The sequence below is a fragment of the Streptomyces sp. NPDC002795 genome (genome assembly GCF_042888725.1).
In the GTDB taxonomy this organism is placed as follows: Bacteria; Actinomycetota; Actinomycetes; order Streptomycetales; family Streptomycetaceae; genus Streptomyces.
In genome coordinates this window covers 1-17,305 of the sequence record NZ_JBIAQB010000006.1, presented here as the reverse complement: position 1 = coordinate 17,305, position 17,305 = coordinate 1, and the positions used below count along the sequence as shown (strand labels likewise).

Here is a 17,305-nt window from a genome sequence, read left to right as displayed (position 1 = left end):
CATGGATCACCACCTCTCCCCCGAGCACGAGGAACTCCGCCGCACCGTCGAGGAGTTCGCGCACGAGGTCGTCGCCCCGAAGATCGGCGACTTCTACGAGCGGCACGAGTTCCCCTACGAGATCGTCCGCGAGATGGGCCGCATGGGCCTGTTCGGGCTGCCGTTCCCGGAGGAGTACGGCGGCATGGGAGGCGACTATCTGGCGCTCGGCATCGCACTGGAAGAGCTGGCGCGCGTCGACTCCTCGGTCGCGATCACGCTGGAGGCCGGGGTCTCGCTCGGCGCCATGCCGGTCCACCTCTTCGGTACGGAGGAGCAGAAGCGGGAGTGGCTGCCGAAGCTGTGCGCGGGCGAGGTCCTCGGCGCGTTCGGGCTCACGGAACCCGAGGCGGGTTCGGACGCGGGCGGCACCCGCACGACGGCCGTGCGGGACGAGGAGACCGGCGACTGGATCATCAACGGCACGAAGTGCTTCATCACCAACTCGGGCACGGACATCACGGGCCTGGTGACGGTGACGGCGGTGACCGACCGCACGGCGGACGGCCGCCCGGCGATCTCCTCGATCATCGTGCCGTCCGGGACGCCGGGCTTCACGGTGGCGGCCCCGTACTCGAAGGTGGGGTGGAACGCGTCGGACACGCGTGAGCTGCACTTCGACGATGTGCGGGTGCCGGCCGCGAATCTGCTCGGCACGGAGGGCCGGGGCTTCGCCCAGTTCCTGCGGATCCTCGACGAGGGGCGCGTCGCGATCTCCGCCCTTGCCACCGGGCTCGCGCAGGGCTGCGTCGACGAGTCGGTGAAGTACGCCAAGGAGCGGCGCGCCTTCGGGCGCACCATCGGCGGCTACCAGGCGATCCAGTTCAAGATCGCCGACATGGAGATGAAGGCGCACACGGCGCGGCTCGCCTGGCGGGACGCGGCGTCCCGCCTCGTCTGCGGGGAGCCGTTCAAGAAGGAGGCGGCGCTCGCGAAGCTGTACTCGTCGACGGTCGCGGTGGACAACGCGCGGGAGGCGACGCAGATCCACGGTGGGTACGGGTTCATGAACGAGTACCCGGTGGCCCGCATGTGGCGCGACTCCAAGATCCTGGAGATCGGCGAGGGCACGAGCGAGGTGCAGCGGATGCTGATCGCGCGGGAGCTGGGCCTGACCACGTAGGCCAGGCCACGGGGCTCCGCCCCGGACCCCGCTGCTCAATCGCCGCAGGGGCTTGATTAAAACCGGGGAACTTAGGTTAACCTACCCTGAGTTTACGAACCCGCCCGGTCGCCGCTACGGCACGTCCAAAGGTTGTCCGTCATGCCCAACGCCCGACTGTCCCGCCCCACCCGCCGCGGCATCCTCGCCGCGACCGGCGCCATCGGCCTCGGCGCCGCGCTCGCCGCCTGCGGCGACGGGGGCTCCAAAGACGGCGGCTCGAGTTCGGCGGACACCGCGAAGAAGTCCGGCCCCTGGTCGTACAAGGACGACCGCGGCAAGACCGTGAAGCTGGACAAGATCCCGACGAACATCGTGGCCTTCACCGGCGTGGGCGCCGCCCTCTACGACTACGGCATCCAGGTCAAGGGCGTCTTCGGCCCGACCACCACGAAGGGCGGCAAGCCCGACGTCCAGGCCGGCGACATGCCCGTCGACAAGGTCACGGTCATCGGCAACGAGTGGGGCCAGTTCAACATCGAGAAGTACGCGGGGCTCGCCCCCGAGGTGCTCATCACCACGATCTTCGACGGCGCGGGCACCCTCTGGTACGTCCCCGAGGAGTCCGCCAAGAAGATCGCCAAGCTCGCCCCGAGCGCCGGCATCTCCGTCTACGACCGCCAGCTGACGACACCGCTCGAGCACGTCTACAAGCTGGCCGAATCGCTCGGCGCCGACCTGAAGGCCGACAAGGTCGTCAAGGCCAAGAAGCGCTTCGAGGACGCCGCCGCCCGGCTGCGCAAGGCGGCGAAGGCACACCCCGACATCAAGGTGCTCGCGGGCAGCGCGAGCCCCGACATCTTCTACGTCTCGGGCACGAACCTCTCCATCGACCTTGAGTACTTCAAGGCGCTCGGCGTGAACTTCGTGGAGCCCTCGGAGGGCGCGAAGAAGGCGTCCGGCGGCTGGTTCGAGAACCTGAGCTGGGAGAACGTCAACAAGCACAAGGCCGACATCATCATGATGGACGACCGTGCCCAGGCGATTCAGCCCGCCGACATCGACGAGCCGACCTGGAAGAAGCTGCCGGCGGTCAAGGCGGGCCAGGTCATCACCCGCTCCCCCGAGCCGATCCTCTCCTACGACAAGTGCGCTCCCATGCTGGAGAACCTCGCGAAGGCCATCGAGACGGCGAAGAAGGTGTCCTGACCTCATGACGGCGACGACCGAAGCCCCCGCTGTAGCCCCTTTCCGATTCTTCGATCTGCGAGTGGTCCGCACCCGGCGGCTCGGTCCGTCGCTGCTCAGGGTCACTTTCACCGGGCCCGACCTCGCCGACTTCCACGGCGGCGGCCGGGACCAGTCCCTCTCCCTCTTCCTTCCGCACCCCGGCCAGGACGCCCCCGTGCTCCCGCCGATGGGCCTCGACGACGGCCGGGCCTGGCACGCGGCGTACCGGGCGATCCCGGACGACGAGCGCGCGGTCATGCGCTCGTACACGCTGAGCGGCCAGCGCCGCTTCCCCGCGGAGGAGGTCGACATCGACTTCGTGCTGCACGACGACGACCCGTCGACCTCGGGCCCCGCCTGCCGCTGGGCCCGCGCCGCGGCCCCCGGCGACCGTGCCGTCGTGCTCGGCCCGGCGATCGCCGACAACGCCGCGGTGCGCTGCCAGCCCCAGGACGACTTCGACCACATCCTCATGTGGGGCGACGAGACGGCGCTTCCCGCGGCGCTCGGCGTGCTGGCCTGGCTGCCCGAACACGTCTCGGCGCACGTGTACTTGGAGGTCCCGCACCGCGACGACATCCAGCCGATCATCACGCTCGCGGATGTCTCCGTGACCTGGCTGGTGCGTGACGAGGGCGCGCCCTCCGCGCTGGACGCGGTGCGCGCGGCCCAACTCCCCGACGCCGTGAGCCCGTACGCGTGGCTGGCGGGCGAGTCCGGGGCGATGAAGGAGCTGCGGCGGCACCTGGTGCGTGAACGCGGCTACGACAAGCGTGCGGTGAGGTTCGTCGGTTACTGGCGGCGCGGCATGAGCGAGGACGCGCTGCGCGCCGCGTGACGCCCCCGCCCGCACTGCTCACAACAGAACATTCCAGCCATTCCAGCCACAGAACAGGGGGCGGGGTCGCGAGCCAAAGTTAGGTTAGGCTAACCTAATCAACGGGTTCGCGACCCCGCCCCTTTCCTGCCCCACCCGGGAACCACCCCACCCCACCCGGAGGAACCGTTCATGCGCTCGCACCTGCTCAACGACACCACCGCGGAGCTGTACCGCAGCTCCGTGACCGAGGGAGTCGAGCGGGTGGCGGCCAGACTCGCCACCACCACAAGGCCGTTCACCGGTGTCACCCCCGACGCTCTTGCCCCCACCGTCGACGCCGTCGACCTGGACGAGCCGCTCCAGGACACCATCGCCGCCCTGGACGAGCTGGAGGACGTCTACCTCCGCGACGCCGTCTACTTCCACCACCCCCGCTATCTCGCCCACCTCAACTGCCCGGTCGTCATCCCGGCCGTGGTCGGCGAGGCGGTCCTCGCCGCGGTCAACTCCTCGCTCGACACCTGGGACCAGTCCGCGGGCGGCACGCTCATCGAGCGCAAGCTCATCGACTGGACCGCCGGACGGATCGGCCTCGGCCCCGCGGCCGACGGCGTGTTCACCTCCGGCGGCTCGCAGTCCAACCTTCAGGCGCTGCTGCTCGCCCGCGAGGAGGCCAAGTCGCAGGACCTGTCCAAACTCCGCGTCTTCGCCTCCGAGGTCAGCCACTTCAGCGTCAAGAAGTCCGCGACCCTGCTCGGCCTCGCCCCGGAAGCGGTCGTCTCCATTCCGGTGGACCGTGAGAAGCGCATGCAGACCGTGGCCCTCGCCGCCGAGCTGCGACGCTGCCGCGAGAACGGCCTCGTCCCCATGGCCGTCGTCGCGACCGGCGGGACGACCGACTTCGGCTCCATCGACCCGCTCCCCCAGATCGCCGAGCTGTGCGCCCAGTACGACACATGGATGCACGTCGACGCCGCGTACGGCTGCGGACTGCTCGTGTCGAACAAGAACCGCGACCGGCTCACCGGCATCGAGCGCGCCGACTCGGTCACCGTCGACTACCACAAGTCCTTCTTCCAGCCGGTGAGTTCGAGCGCCATCCTGGTCCGCGACGGAGCCACCCTGCGGCACGCCACGTACCACGCGGAATACCTCAACCCGCGCCGCACCGTCGCCGAGCGGATCCCCAACCAGGTCGACAAGTCCCTCCAGACCACGCGCCGCTTCGACGCGCTCAAGCTGTGGATGACTCTGCGCGTGATGGGCGCCCAGGGCATCGGCACCCTCTTCGACGAGGTGTGCGACCTGGCGTACGAGGGCTGGCAGCTGCTCGCCTCCGACCCGCGCTTCGACGTGGTCGTGGAGCCGAGCCTGTCCACGCTCGTCTACCGCTACATCCCGGCCGATGCCACCGACCCCGCGGAGATCGACCGCGCCAACCTCTACGCCCGCAAGGCCCTGTTCGCCTCCGGCGACGCCGTCGTCGCGGGCACCAAGGTGGGCGATCGCCAATACCTGAAGTTCACCCTGCTCAACCCCGAGACGACGCTCGACGACATCTCGGCCGTCCTCGACCTCATCGCCGGCCACGCCGAGCAGTACCTGGGAGACTCCCTTGACCGCGCATCCTGAACCGTACGACTTCATCGGGATCGGCCTCGGCCCCTTCAACCTGGGTCTGGCCGCGCTCACCGAGCCGATCGACGAGCTGAACGGACTGTTCATCGAGTCCAAGCCGGACTTCGAGTGGCACTCGGGGATGTTCCTCGACGGCGCCCACCTCCAGACCCCGTTCATGTCCGACCTGGTGACGCTCGCCGACCCCACCTCGCCGTACTCCTTCCTCAACTACCTGAAGGAATCGGGGCGGTTGTACTCGTTCTACATCCGCGAGAACTTCTATCCGCTGCGCGTCGAGTACAACGACTACTGCCGCTGGACGGCCGCCAAGCTGTCGTCCATCCGCTTCTCGACGACCGTCACCGACGTGCGCTACGACGAGGCGGCCGAGCTGTACCTCGTGCACACCGACAAGGGCGAGACCCACCGGGCCCGCCGCCTCGTCCTCGGCACCGGCACCCCGCCGTACGTCCCCGAGGCGTGCCAGGGGCTCGGCGGCGACGGGGTCATCCACAACTCCCGCTACGTGCAGCACAAGCAGCAGCTCCAGAAGAAGAAGTCGATCACGCTGGTCGGCTCCGGGCAGTCCGCCGCGGAGATCTACTACGACCTCCTCGGCGAGATCGACGTGCACGGCTACCGGCTGAACTGGGTGACGCGCTCGCCGCGCTTCTTCCCGCTGGAGTACACCAAGCTCACGCTGGAGATGACGTCCCCGGACTACATCGACTACTTCCACAAGCTGCCGGAGCAGACCCGCTACTCCCTGGAGGAGCGGCAGAAGGGCCTGTTCAAGGGCATCGACGGCGAGCTGATCGACTCGATCTTCGACCTGCTGTACCAGAAGGGCCTGAGCGGCCCCGTGCCGACGCGGCTTCTCACCAACTCGGCGCTGCGCACGGCGAGTTACGACAACGGCACGTACACCCTCGGCCTGCACCAGGAGGAGCAGGACAAGGAGTTCGAGCTTGAGACCGAGGGCCTGATCCTCGCCACCGGCTACAAGTACGCCACTCCCGCCTTCCTGGAGCCGGTCAAGGACCGCATCCGCTGGGACGGCCGGGGCCGCTACGACGTCGCCCGCAACTACTCGATCGACACCACCGGGCGTGGCATCTTCGTGCAGAACGCGTCCGTGCACACGCACTCGATCACCAGCCCCGACCTGGGCATGGGCGCCTACCGCAACAGTTACATCATCGGCGAGCTGCTCGGCACCGAGTACTACCCCGTCGAGAAGACCATCGCGTTCCAGGAGTTCGCAGCATGAGCACCACCGTAGGAAAACTGACCCTCAGGCCCGTCGACCCCCAGGGCGACGCCGAACTGCTGCACCGCTGGGTCACCGACCCCAAGGCCGCCTTCTGGCTGATGCAGGAGGCCAGGCTCCAGGACGTCGAGCGCGAGTACATGTCCATCGCGGCGCACGAGCACCACGACGCCTTCCTCGGCCTGCACGACGGCGAACCGGCGTTCCTGATGGAGCGCTACGACCCGCGGTACGTCGAGCTGGTCGGCCTGTACGAGCCCGAGCCCGGCGACATCGGCATGCACTTCCTCACCGCGCCCTCCGACGTCCGTGTCCCGGGCTTCACGCGCGCCGTGATCACGACGGTGATGGAGCACCTCTTCGCCGACCAGTCGGTCAAGCGCGTCGTCGTCGAACCCGACGTCGGGAACAAGGCGGTTCACGCCCTGAACGAAGCCGTCGGCTTCGTCCCCGAGCGGGAGATCGACAAGCCGGAAAAGAAGGCGCTGCTGAGCTTCTGCACGCGCGCCCAGTTCGAAGCGGCCACGGGAAGGACCACCGCAGCATGAGCATCACCGACGCCGCCACCCACCTCTCCCCCGAGCGCTGGGCCGAGGCCAACCGCCTCCTCATCCGCAAGGCCCTGGCCGAGTTCAGCCACGAGCGGCTCCTCATACCCGAGGCCGCCGCGGGCCCCGACCGGTTCTCCGTCCTCAGCGACGACGGCCTGACCCGCTACGAGTTCACCGCCCGGCGCCTGCGCCTCGACCACTGGCAGGTGTCCGCCGACTCGATCACCCGCCACCGCGACGGCGCCGAACTCCCCCTGAACGCCCTGCAGTTCTTCATCGAGCTGAAGGACAGCCTGGGCCTGAGCGACGCGACCCTGCCGGTCTACCTGGAGGAGATCTCCTCCACGCTCTCCGGCACCTGCTTCAAACTGACGAAGCCGTACCTGTCCTCCGCCGAACTCGCCGCCTCCGGCGACTTCCAGGCGATCGAGACGGGCATGACCGAGGGCCACCCCTGCTTCGTCGCGAACAACGGCCGGCTCGGCTTCGGCATCCACGAGTACCTCTCGTACGCCCCCGAGACCGCGAGCCCCGTCCGGCTGGTCTGGCTGGCGGCGAGCCGCGAGCGCGCGGCCTTCACGGCGGGCATGGGTCTCGACTACGAGTCGTTCCTGCGCGCCGAGTTGGGCGAGGCCACCCTGGAACGCTTCGACGCGGTCCTGCGCGAGAAGGGCCTCGACCCGGCCGACTACCTCCTCATCCCCACCCACCCGTGGCAGTGGTGGAACAAGCTGTCCGTCACGTTCGCGGCCGAGATCGCGCAGCAGAACCTGGTGTGGCTGGGCGAGGGCGACGACGAGTACCTGGCGCAGCAGTCGATCCGCACGTTCTTCAACAAGAGCGCCCCCTCGAAGCACTACGTGAAGACGGCCCTCTCGGTCATCAACATGGGCTTCATGCGCGGCCTTTCGGCGGCGTACATGGAGGCGACGCCCGCGATCAACGACTGGCTGGCCGGGCTCATCGAGAACGACGAGGTGCTCAAGGACACCGGCCTGACCATCATCCGCGAGCGCGCGGCCGTCGGCTACCGGCACCTGGAGTACGAGGCCGCCACGGACCGCTACTCGCCGTACCGCAAGATGCTGGCGGCGCTGTGGCGCGAGTCCCCGGTGAACTCGCTCGCGGACGGCGAGCGCCTGGCGACGATGGCGTCCCTCCTGCACGTGGACCGCGAGGGCAAATCCTTCGCGGGCGCCCTCATCGAGCGCTCGGGCCTCACTCCCCGCGAGTGGCTGAAGCCGTACCTGAAGTCCTACCTCACGCCGCTCCTGCACAGCTTCTACGCCTACGACCTGGTGTACATGCCGCACGGCGAGAACGTCATCCTGGTCCTGGACGAGCAGGGCGTCGTCAAGCGGTCGATCTTCAAGGACATCGCCGAGGAGATCGCGGTGATGGACCCGGAAGCGGTCCTGCCGCCCGCCGTGGAGCGGATCAAGGCCGAGGTCCCCGACGACATGAAGCTCCTCTCCATCTTCACGGACGTCTTCGACTGCTTCTTCCGCTTCCTCGCGGCGAACCTCGTCGAGGACGGTGTCGTGACCGAGGAGACGTTCTGGTCGGCGGTCGCGGAGTGCGTGCGCGACTACCAGGCGGCGATGCCCCAACTGGCCGAGAAGTTCGAGCGGTTCGACATGTTCGCCCCGCAGTTCTCCCTCTCGGCCCTCAACCGCCTGCAGTTGCGCAACAACGAGCAGATGGTCGATCTGGCGGACCCGTCGGGTGCGCTGCAGTTGGTGGGCGACCTGGAGAACCCGATCGCGTAGGCCTGCTGCCAGAATTGCGGCATGGCGGAAATCATCCAGCGCGACGGTACGTGGACGTTCGACGGGGAGACGCTGCGGCTCGTGCCGGGGCGCGACAAAGGCGTGCACCTGCTGCGCAGTGCGCTGGGTGAACTGACCGTGCCGCTGGCCGCGTTGGCGGGCGTCTCCTTCGAGCAGGGCAAGAAGTCGGGCCGCCTGCGGCTGCGGCTGCGCGACGGGGCGGACCCGCTGCTCCAGGCGACCGGCGGCAAGCTGCCGGAGGGGGCGGACCCGTACCAGTTGGCCGTCGAGTCCGACCGGTACGGGGTCGCCGAGTACTTCGTGGACGAGGTCCGCAACGGGCTGCTCCTGGACGAGGTGCCCACCTCGCCCTGCTCCACGTACCTCCTGCCGGGGCCCGCCGTGCCGCTCTCCGTCTCCGCCGGGGACGGCACGGCGAGCTTCGACGGGGAGCGCGTACGTCTGGAGTGGAACTGGAAGACCGAGGAGGCGAAGTCCTCCGCGGGCACGCGGGTGCTCGCGCTCGGCGACATCACGGCGGTCGAGTGGCAGCCGGCGATCGGTCTGGAGAACGGCTGCCTGCGCTTCACGGTCCGCTCGTCACCGACAAAGGCGCCACCGAAGTACGACCCCAACTCCATCGAACTGTGGGGCTTCAAGAAGGACCCCCTGATGTCCCTCGTGGCAGCGGCGGTCCAGGCCCGCCTCCCCCATCCGGGACCGGCGGGTGAGCCCGCCGCGGCACCGGCCGTGGAGCAGGCCCCGACCGAGGACGCCCACGACGCCCTCCTCCGCCGCCTCCGCGAGTTGGGCGACCTCCACCGCCAGGGCGTCCTGACGGAGGAGGAGTTCTCTTTGGCGAAGGCAGCGGTCCTGAAGCGCCTCTCAAGCCCCGCCGGCGATTGAGGCGCGGGGTCCGTATTTCAAGCCCCTGCGGCGATTGAGGCGCGGAGTCCGTACTTCAAGCCCCTGCGGCGATTGAGCAGCGGAGTCCGTACTTCAAGCCCCTGCGGCGGTTGAGCAGCGGAGTCCGTACTTCAAGCCCCTGCGGCGATTGAGCAGCGGAGTCCGTACTTCAAGCCCCTGCGGCGATTGAGCAGCGGAGTCCGGGGCAGAGCCCCGCGACCGCAACCCCTACGCCCGCACCCGACGCGCGACCACGAACCGGTCGACCTCCACCCCCGCCTCGGAGAGCCCCCGCACGGTCAACCTCGCCGTACGCCCCACGGACGCCGGCTCCACATCCACCCGCAGAAACGAATAATCCGTATACCGCACCCGCGACCAGTCGACGGTCACCGCCTCCTTGCCGCCCCCGTCCCGCGTCACATACGACGCGAACGGATCGACCCGCTTCTCGTGCCCCTCGTACGAGTCCTCGACCGGGAACTCATAGAGCCCCTTGCCCGCCGCCCCCGCCGTGACGTACACGACCCCGTCCGTCTCCGGGTAGGCCGTCCCGCCAATGGGCAGCTCCTTGCTGACCTTGTCGCCCTTCAACACATCCGTACGCTCGTAGACGTGGTTGTGCCCGTTGATCACGAGGTCGACGGTGTACCGCTCGAACAGCGGCACCCACTCCTTGCGCACACCCCCCTCCGAGGCGTGCGCGGTGGCGGTGCAGTAGGCGCAGTGATGGAAGAAGACAACAACGAAGTCGATCCCGGACCCGGCAGCCCGGAACTTCCTCAACTGCCGCTCGAACCACGTCGTCTGGGTCCCCCCGCTCACTCCCAGATTCGCCGGAATCTCATACGACACGTCATTCGCGTCGAGCGAGACGACGGCCGTGTTCCCGTGCACGAAGGAGTAGGCGCCCGGCAGGTTCTTCGGGTCGGGCCCATTGGCCGGCGGCGCGAACCGGGCCTCCTGGCTCCCGTACCCGTTCGGCGAGTACCAGGCCTCCATGTCGTGATTGCCGTACGACACCATCCACGGCACGGACTTGGCGACGGTCTCGGTCTGCGCGAGGAACTGGTCCCAGGTCCGCGCGTCGAACGTGTCGCTGGTCTTGCCCTGCCCGGAGGGATCCGCGTACGCGATGTCGCCCGCGTGCAGATGGAAGGCCGGGCCCTGCGCGAGGATCAGGCTGTCGTTGGCGAGCGCGTGGTAGCTGACGCCCTGGTCACCGAAGGCGGTGAACGTGAACGGCTGCGAACGGGCAGGAGCAGTGGTGAACGTGCCGATCGTGCCCGCGAACCTCGGCGACGCCGGGTCGAAGCCCTTGTGGCCGACCCCGTAGTAGTACGTCTTGCCGGGCTTGAGGTGGCTCAGCCGGGCGTGCACGTAGTACTGGGTGTGGTCGGCGCTCGTCCCGACGCCCGCCGGCGTGTACAGCGCCTTCAGCTCCGCCGGGACCTTCCGCGACAACTCACCGGCACTGGCCCCGATCCGGATGAACGGGTCCTTCACCGCGACCGGCACCTGCCAGGACACGGTCATCTCGGTGCGCGCGTCGTCGCCGTACGCGAGGTGCCGGCCGAAGGGCGCGACGAGCGCGCCGTCGACGGCCTCCGTGACGGCCGCCGCCGGACTCGCCGGAGCGGCGGCACTCGCGGCGCCCGGCACGAAGATCCCGCCCGCGACCGCGCCGAGCGTGACGGCCCCGCCGCGCATCACGGTGCGCCGCGAGAACCGGCCGCGCAGATACTCGTGCTGCTCGGCGAGGGGCCGGTCGGCGAGCTCGGCGGGTACGCCCATACGTGGAATGTCCATGCCCGGAAAGATGGCCGAGCCACCTATCCACCAGGAAGACGCCACATGAACACGGCCACACAATCAAGCCCGCTCTGGGGACGAGAGCCAGCGGGGTCCGGGGCAGAGCCCCGCGACCCCAACCACCTCCACCCGAGCGAATCTCTGCCCGATATCGGGCAGGATTCTTGCAAAACCACCCCGCACCCCCGAGGATCGGCTGCGTGCACGAGGAACTTGTCGATCACCTGACGCGCAGCAGCGCCCTGAGCCGGGGCGAGGCGCTGCGGGTGATCCAGGACGTGCTCGCCTACTTCGACGAGTCGGCGGAGGACTACGTCCGCCGCCGGCACCGCGAACTCCAGGGTCAGGGCCTGGTGAACGCGGAGATCTTCGAACAGATCACGGCGGACCTGCGGTACCGGGCGGTGGCGCCGCCGGAGCTCTCGCTCCGGCAGTTGCGCCGCATCGTCTACGGCTGACCGCGGACCCACTACCCGAGGGGATCAACACCACTTATGTGCGGAATCGTCGGTTACATCGGCAAGCGTGACGTAGCGCCGCTCCTTCTCGAAGGGCTGCAGCGCCTGGAGTACCGCGGTTACGACTCCGCGGGCGTCGTCATCACCAGCCCCAAGGCCACCGGCCTGAAGATGGTCAAGGCCAAGGGCCGGGTGCGCGACCTGGAGGCGAAGGTCCCGGCCCGCTTCAAGGGCACCACCGGCATCGCCCACACCCGCTGGGCCACGCACGGCGCCCCGTCCGACGAGAACGCGCACCCGCACATGTCGGGCGACGGCTTGGTCGCGGTCGTCCACAACGGCATCATCGACAACGCCTCCGAACTGCGCGCGAAGCTGACCGCCGAGGGCATCGAGTTCCGCTCCGAGACGGACACCGAGGTCCTCACCCACCTCATCGCCCGCTCCCAGCTGCCCGAGCTGGAGGACAAGGTCCGCGAGGCGCTGCACCTGGTCGAGGGCACGTACGGCATCGCGGTCGTGCACGCCGAGTTCCCGGACCGCATCGTGGTCGCGCGCAACGGTTCGCCGGTCGTCCTCGGCATCGGCGACAAGGAGATGTTCGTCGCCTCGGACATCGCCGCGCTGATCACCCACACCCGCCAGATCGTCACGCTCGACGACGGCGAGATGGCCACGCTCAAGGCCGACGACTTCCGTACGTACACCACGGCCGGCACCCGCACCGCCAACGAGCCGACCACCGTGGACCTCGAGGCCGCCTCCTTCGACATGGGCGACCACGACACGTACATGCACAAGGAGATCTCCGAGCAGGCCGACGCCGTGGACCGCGTGCTGCGCGGCCGCATCGACGACCGGTTCTCCACGGTGCACCTGGGTGGCCTCAACCTGGACGCCCGCGACGCCCGCACGGTCCGCCGCGTGAAGATCCTCGGCTGCGGCACCTCGTACCACGCGGGTCTGATCGGCGCCCAGCTGATCGAGGAGCTGGCCCGCATCCCCGCGGACGCCGAGCCGGCCTCCGAGTTCCGCTACCGCAACGCGGTCGTGGACCCCGACACCCTCTACATCGCGGTCTCCCAGTCCGGCGAGACCTACGATGTCCTCGCGGCGGTCCAGGAGTTGAAGCGCAAGGGCGCCCGCGTCTTCGGCGTCGTGAACGTCGTCGGCTCGGCCATCGCCCGTGAGTCGGACGCGGGCGTGTACGTCCACGCGGGCCCCGAGGTCTGCGTCGTCTCGACCAAGTGCTTCACCAACACCACGGTGGCCTTCGCTCTGCTCGCCCTGCACCTCGGCCGCATCCGCGACCTCTCGGTCGCCGACGGCAAGCGCATCATCGAGGGCCTGCGCAAGCTGCCGGCCCAGATCACCGAGATCCTGGAGCAGGAAGCGGAGATCAAGAAGATCGCCGAGGAGTACGCGGACGCCCGCTCGATGATGTTCATCGGCCGCGTCCGGGGCTACCCGGTGGCCCGCGAGGCGTCCCTGAAGCTCAAGGAGGTCTCGTACATCCACGCCGAGGCGTACCCGGCGTCCGAGCTGAAGCACGGCCCGCTGGCCCTCATCGAGCCGGCCCTCCCCACGGTCGCGATCGTCCCCGACGACGACCTGCTGGAGAAGAACCGCGCCGCGATGGAGGAGATCAAGGCCCGCTCCGGCCGCATCCTGGCGGTCGCCCACCAGGAGCAGGAGAAGGCCGACCGCACGATCGTCGTCCCGAAGAACGAGGACGAGCTGGACCCCATCCTGATGGGCATCCCCCTCCAACTCCTCGCCTACCACACGGCCTTGGCCCTCGGCCGCGACATCGACAAGCCCCGCAACCTGGCGAAGTCGGTCACGGTCGAGTAGGCATCACGACACGCAAACGGGCCCCGTACGCGCCACCATGCGCACGGGGCCCGTTTCGTGAGGACCGGGGCCGCCCATTGCCCCGGTCCTTGGCCTCAGCCGGTAGCCGTCACCCACCGACCGGCAACCCGTATGTACCCTTCACAAGGGCACAAAGCACCTCTACGCGGGAGTAGATTTATCCAACTCCCGGTCCCCTTCGGAGACTTGGGGGACTTACGGGATGACGATGACGGGCCGCTGCGCGCGCCGCGCGAGCCGCCCCGCGACCGAGCCGAAGAGCCGCCCGACGAGCCCGTGGGTCGAGCCCACGACGATGGCGTCGGCCGAGTACTCGTGCCCGACCTCCTCCAGCTCGTGACAGATGTCGCCACCACGCTCGACGAGGATCCACGGCACCTCGGACAGATACTCCGCACAGGCCAGTTCGAGCCCCAGGACTTCCGTCCGGTGGTCCGGCACGTCCACGAACACGGGCGGTTCACAGCCCGCCCACACCGTGGTGGGCAGCCGGTTGGCCACATGGACGATGATCAGCCCCGAGCCCGAACGGTGGGCCATGCCGATCGCGTACGCCAGCGCCCGCTCGCTCGACATCGAGCCGTCGAAACCGACGACGACACCGTGCTTGAACGCGGGGTCACAGGCTTGACGTGTCTCTTCCGCCGCTCGGGGCGTCGCCTTGGGGTCGGCGACCTGCCGCTTGCGGTCCGCGGGTTCGGGGATTTCGTGACCGGCCATGAGTGTCTCGGCGTGTACCTCGTGGGCCTCAAAAGAGGGGACGACAACTGATCGGCGGAGCTGTGTCCGGGAATCATCTTCCCAACCCCATACCCCCAAGGGTACGGCGACACTCCTCCTCTGCCCAGACTCTGCTCCTGGGCCCAGAGCCGCGCCTTCGTTCGTCGATGGTCTCGCTCCGCCACGTTCAGGGGAGCATGCCCGAGGGGTGGCCCGTATGGCAATGGTTGCTGCCCCGTACAGGCGGATTGCGCACTCAACTGGGCGTCTGCCGTCCTCCGGCCAAGTGACCCCGGCCGATCGGCGGCGTTGAACTCGCGTACCGAAAGACACAGGGAGCGCTCAGTGCCCGGATCGACCACCGCCCGGCGACCCAGCGTCGCGGCCCGCCCCGACACACCCCTGCCCGCTCGCTGGGCCGCGTTCAGCTGCGTGCTGGTGCCGCTCGCACTCGTCTGGTACGGCTCCTCCGCCGCGGGCGGCGCCGGCGCGGCCCTGGGTCTCGCCGCGGTCACCGCGGCGTGCCGGGTGCTCCTTCGGCAGTCGGAGCGCGGGGCTGCACAGTTGCACAGTGAACATTGCCGGGCGCATCGTGTTCGGGACGACGGGACCGGACCTGACGCGCGGGACCGCGGGCGTCCGGCCGGGTGGGATACGCCGGTTGGCTGACCGGATTCAACGCGACGCTCCGATAATTTTCAGCCAACTTGGTTCAGCGGGCCTTCCCTTGCGTTCCGCCTCCCCCAACCCCCGTGCCACCAGGGCGGAAAGCACGGCGAAAGCCGCTTCCGCCCTACGGGGACCGGCCACGGAGTTGAGGCCCACTTCCCAGCAACGCCCCTGAGTGCGACGCTTCGTGATCGAATGCTTCACGCCAAGTTGCCTTGTCGACAATCTGTCAGGTTCTTAACTGGTCACGACGGCACCATGGGACGCAGTAGATTCGATCATGACTGTCTGATCTGAAGGCGGCGGGGGACTTCGTGCATCACCGAGGGGAAACGTGCAGGAGCGAACAACCCGTCAGAATATTGAGGGAGCCGGGATCACCGAGGGGGGCTTAGCAGCATGAGCCACGACGCCACCACCGCGCCGGAGGCGGCGGCTCGCAAGCTGTCGGGGCGCCGTCGACGAGAGATCGTCGCGGTGCTGCTGTTCAGCGGCGGACCCATCTTCGAGAGTTCCATTCCACTCTCCGTGTTCGGCATCGACCGGCAGGACGCGGGAGTTCCGCGCTATCGATTGCTCGTGTGCTCCGGCGAAGAGGGACCCCTGAGGACCACGGGGGGACTCGAACTCACCGCGCCGCACGGGCTCGAGGCGATATCGCGAGCGGGCACGGTCGTCGTGCCCGCCTGGCGGTCCATCACTTCTCCGCCACCGGAGGAGGCGCTGGACGCGCTGCGCCGCGCCCACGAGGAGGGCGCGCGCATCGTCGGCCTCTGCACGGGGGCCTTCGTGCTCGCCGCCGCGGGCCTGCTGGACGCCCGTCCGGCGACCACGCACTGGATGTACGCGCCGACGCTCGCCAAGCGCTATCCGTCGGTCCACGTGGACCCGCGCGAGCTCTTCGTGGACGACGGCGACGTACTGACGAGCGCCGGCACCGCGGCCGGAATAGACCTCTGTCTGCACATCGTGCGCACGGACCACGGCAACGAGGCGGCCGGAGCGCTCGCCCGCCGACTGGTGGTCCCGCCGCGCCGCAGTGGCGGCCAGGAGCGCTACCTCGACAGGTCTTTACCCGAGGAGATCGGTGCGGACCCGCTGGCCGAGGTCGTCGCCTGGGCCCTGGAGCACCTGCACGAGCAGTTCGACGTGGAGACGCTGGCCGCCCGCGCCTATATGAGCCGCCGCACCTTCGACCGCCGCTTCCGGTCGCTGACGGGGTCCGCCCCGCTCCAGTGGCTGATCACGCAGCGGGTGCTCCAGGCGCAGCGGCTCCTGGAGACCTCCGACTACTCGGTCGACGAGGTGGCGGGCCGCTGCGGCTTCCGCTCCCCCGTCGCACTGCGCGGGCACTTCCGGCGGCAGCTGGGCTCGTCCCCGGCCGCGTACCGGGCGGCGTACCGGGCGCGCAGGCCGCAGCAGGGCGAGAGCCAGGCGAAACCGGAGAGGCCCGACAGGTCGATCGAGCTCGCGGGCGTGCCGGGCGCCGAGGGGCCGCCGGTCCCCGCGCAGTCCCGGCGCACGGCGGCCGCCTCCGCGCTCGGCCCGCACGCGGCCTCGATGCCGACGGGCCATTCGGGCCTGCCGGGCCCGCGCACGGCTTCGTAGACGCCCGCCGTCTGCCAGTGGGAAGGTCGGACCCGTAGGGTTGGGCGCATGAACGATCGCATGGTGTGGATCGACTGCGAGATGACCGGTCTCTCGCTGGCGAACGACGCGCTCATCGAGGTGGCCGCACTGGTCACCGACTCGGAGCTGAACGTACTCGGCGACGGTGTGGACATCGTGATCCGCCCGCCGGACGAGGCCCTGGAGACGATGCCCGAGGTGGTGCGCAATATGCACACCGCCTCGGGTCTCCTCGACGAGCTGGCGGGCGGCACGACGCTCGCGGACGCCGAGGAGCAGGTCCTGGCCTACGTACGTGAGCACGTCAAGGACGCGGGCAAGGCCCCGCTCTGCGGGAACTCGGTCGGTACCGACCGCGGATTCCTGCTGCGTGACATGGCGACGCTGGAGGAGTACCTCCACTACCGGATCGTCGATGTGTCCTCGGTCAAGGAGCTCGCCAGGCGCTGGTACCCGAGGGCGTACTTCAACAGTCCGGACAAGAACGGCAACCACCGGGCGCTCGCCGACATCCGCGAGTCCATCGCCGAGCTCCGCTACTACCGCGAGGCGGTCTTCGTCCCGCAGCCGGGGCCCGACTCGGACACCGCGAAGTCGATCGCGGCAAAGTACGTCCTGCCTGCGGAATAACCCCTCGTAAGCCCCTGTGTACGGGGTCCGGACCCGCTCGGGAAAAGGTGTGCGCGAGCACCCCTTCGGACCCTGTACACTTTTTCTCGGCCGGTCGGAAGAAAGACAAACGACCGGACATGGTGGGTGTAGCTCAGTTGGTAGAGCACCTGGTTGTGGTCCAGGTGGCCGCGGGTTCAAGTCCCGTCACTCACCCTGAATGATC

At 68.9% G+C, this 17,305-nt stretch carries 14 protein-coding genes and 1 tRNA gene; 13 read left to right on the top strand and 2 right to left on the bottom strand.

What is annotated here, in order from left to right; translation table 11 throughout:
- Window position 1 precedes the first annotated feature (1 nt).
- The 8 genes from ACFYWS_RS18905 (at window position 2) to ACFYWS_RS18870 (ending at window position 9,307) form a co-directional block, all read left to right on the top strand.
- Entirely contained in the window at window positions 2-1,162 is a 1,161-nt protein-coding gene (locus ACFYWS_RS18905; RefSeq protein ID WP_389277453.1) for an acyl-CoA dehydrogenase family protein, read from the top strand.
- 141 nt (window positions 1,163-1,303) lie between these two features.
- Entirely contained in the window at window positions 1,304-2,350 is a 1,047-nt protein-coding gene (locus ACFYWS_RS18900; protein ID WP_389277450.1) for an ABC transporter substrate-binding protein, read from the top strand.
- 4 nt (window positions 2,351-2,354) lie between these two features.
- Entirely contained in the window at window positions 2,355-3,209 is an 855-nt protein-coding gene (locus ACFYWS_RS18895) for a siderophore-interacting protein (RefSeq protein ID WP_389277447.1), read from the top strand.
- Between the two features lie 171 nt (window positions 3,210-3,380).
- On the top strand, window positions 3,381-4,823 hold the full coding sequence (gene desA, locus ACFYWS_RS18890) for a lysine decarboxylase DesA (RefSeq protein ID WP_389277444.1): 1,443 nt from the start codon (window positions 3,381-3,383) through the stop codon (window positions 4,821-4,823).
- Window positions 4,807-6,081, top strand: a complete 1,275-nt coding sequence (locus tag ACFYWS_RS18885; protein WP_389277441.1) for a lysine N(6)-hydroxylase/L-ornithine N(5)-oxygenase family protein — start codon at window positions 4,807-4,809, stop codon at window positions 6,079-6,081. Before desA ends, ACFYWS_RS18885 begins: the two co-directional genes overlap by 17 nt.
- On the top strand, window positions 6,078-6,629 hold the full coding sequence (locus ACFYWS_RS18880) for a GNAT family N-acetyltransferase (protein ID WP_389277438.1): 552 nt from the start codon (window positions 6,078-6,080) through the stop codon (window positions 6,627-6,629). Before ACFYWS_RS18885 ends, ACFYWS_RS18880 begins: the two co-directional genes overlap by 4 nt.
- Window positions 6,626-8,401, top strand: a complete 1,776-nt coding sequence (locus tag ACFYWS_RS18875) for an IucA/IucC family protein (RefSeq protein WP_389277435.1) — start codon at window positions 6,626-6,628, stop codon at window positions 8,399-8,401. Before ACFYWS_RS18880 ends, ACFYWS_RS18875 begins: the two co-directional genes overlap by 4 nt.
- Window positions 8,402-8,422: 21 nt before the next feature.
- Window positions 8,423-9,307, top strand: coding sequence for a DUF4429 domain-containing protein (locus tag ACFYWS_RS18870; RefSeq protein ID WP_389277432.1), 885 nt, complete (start codon window positions 8,423-8,425; stop codon window positions 9,305-9,307).
- Window positions 9,308-9,535: 228 nt separating this feature from the next.
- Here the strand turns inward: ACFYWS_RS18870 and ACFYWS_RS18865 are convergent, their stop codons facing one another.
- Window positions 9,536-11,116 carry a purple acid phosphatase family protein gene (locus ACFYWS_RS18865; RefSeq protein ID WP_389277429.1) on the bottom strand — a complete coding sequence of 527 codons (1,581 nt, stop codon included), beginning with the start codon at window positions 11,114-11,116 and terminating at the stop codon, window positions 9,536-9,538.
- A gap of 203 nt (window positions 11,117-11,319) precedes the next feature.
- On the opposite strand from ACFYWS_RS18865, the gene ACFYWS_RS18860 reads away from it, so the two are divergent.
- Together ACFYWS_RS18860 and glmS are read left to right on the top strand one after the other, a co-directional pair.
- Window positions 11,320-11,577, top strand: coding sequence for a hypothetical protein (locus ACFYWS_RS18860; protein ID WP_389277426.1), 258 nt, complete (start codon window positions 11,320-11,322; stop codon window positions 11,575-11,577).
- A 36-nt stretch (window positions 11,578-11,613) separates the two neighbouring features.
- Window positions 11,614-13,431, top strand: coding sequence for a glutamine--fructose-6-phosphate transaminase (isomerizing) (glmS, locus tag ACFYWS_RS18855; protein ID WP_389277422.1), 1,818 nt, complete (start codon window positions 11,614-11,616; stop codon window positions 13,429-13,431).
- 216 nt (window positions 13,432-13,647) lie between these two features.
- Here glmS and ACFYWS_RS18850 read toward each other — a convergent pair whose 3' ends face one another.
- Window positions 13,648-14,172 (bottom strand): universal stress protein, encoded by a 525-nt coding sequence (locus ACFYWS_RS18850; RefSeq protein ID WP_389277419.1) that lies wholly within the window; start codon window positions 14,170-14,172, stop codon window positions 13,648-13,650.
- A 1,068-nt stretch (window positions 14,173-15,240) separates the two neighbouring features.
- Between ACFYWS_RS18850 and ACFYWS_RS18845 the strand changes: the two genes are divergently transcribed.
- From ACFYWS_RS18845 to ACFYWS_RS18835, 3 genes are all read left to right on the top strand, one after another.
- Window positions 15,241-16,449 (top strand): helix-turn-helix domain-containing protein, encoded by a 1,209-nt coding sequence (locus tag ACFYWS_RS18845; protein WP_389277416.1) that lies wholly within the window; start codon window positions 15,241-15,243, stop codon window positions 16,447-16,449.
- Between the two features lie 48 nt (window positions 16,450-16,497).
- Window positions 16,498-17,100: an oligoribonuclease gene (orn, locus tag ACFYWS_RS18840; RefSeq protein ID WP_389277413.1), complete on the top strand. Its 603-nt coding sequence runs from the start codon at window positions 16,498-16,500 to the stop codon at window positions 17,098-17,100.
- 122 nt (window positions 17,101-17,222) lie between these two features.
- Window positions 17,223-17,295 (top strand) — tRNA-His (locus ACFYWS_RS18835).
- Window positions 17,296-17,305 lie beyond the last annotated feature (10 nt).

Bases quoted from the DNA above. Each gene is read 5' to 3' on its own strand.
- ACFYWS_RS18895 (WP_389277447.1), top strand. From the start codon at position 2,355: ATGACGGCGACGACCGAAGCCCCCGCTGTAGCCCCTTTCCGATTCTTC.
- ACFYWS_RS18900 (WP_389277450.1), top strand. From the start codon at position 1,304: ATGCCCAACGCCCGACTGTCCCGCCCCACCCGCCGCGGCATCCTCGCC.
- ACFYWS_RS18905 (WP_389277453.1), top strand. From the start codon at position 2: ATGGATCACCACCTCTCCCCCGAGCACGAGGAACTCCGCCGCACCGTC.
- ACFYWS_RS18870 (WP_389277432.1), top strand. From the start codon at position 8,423: ATGGCGGAAATCATCCAGCGCGACGGTACGTGGACGTTCGACGGGGAG.
- ACFYWS_RS18845 (WP_389277416.1), top strand. From the start codon at position 15,241: ATGAGCCACGACGCCACCACCGCGCCGGAGGCGGCGGCTCGCAAGCTG.
- ACFYWS_RS18865 (WP_389277429.1), bottom strand. From the start codon at position 11,116: ATGGACATTCCACGTATGGGCGTACCCGCCGAGCTCGCCGACCGGCCC.
- glmS (WP_389277422.1), top strand. From the start codon at position 11,614: ATGTGCGGAATCGTCGGTTACATCGGCAAGCGTGACGTAGCGCCGCTC.
- ACFYWS_RS18875 (WP_389277435.1), top strand. From the start codon at position 6,626: ATGAGCATCACCGACGCCGCCACCCACCTCTCCCCCGAGCGCTGGGCC.
- ACFYWS_RS18850 (WP_389277419.1), bottom strand. From the start codon at position 14,172: ATGGCCGGTCACGAAATCCCCGAACCCGCGGACCGCAAGCGGCAGGTC.
- desA (WP_389277444.1), top strand. From the start codon at position 3,381: ATGCGCTCGCACCTGCTCAACGACACCACCGCGGAGCTGTACCGCAGC.
- ACFYWS_RS18880 (WP_389277438.1), top strand. From the start codon at position 6,078: ATGAGCACCACCGTAGGAAAACTGACCCTCAGGCCCGTCGACCCCCAG.
- orn (WP_389277413.1), top strand. From the start codon at position 16,498: ATGAACGATCGCATGGTGTGGATCGACTGCGAGATGACCGGTCTCTCG.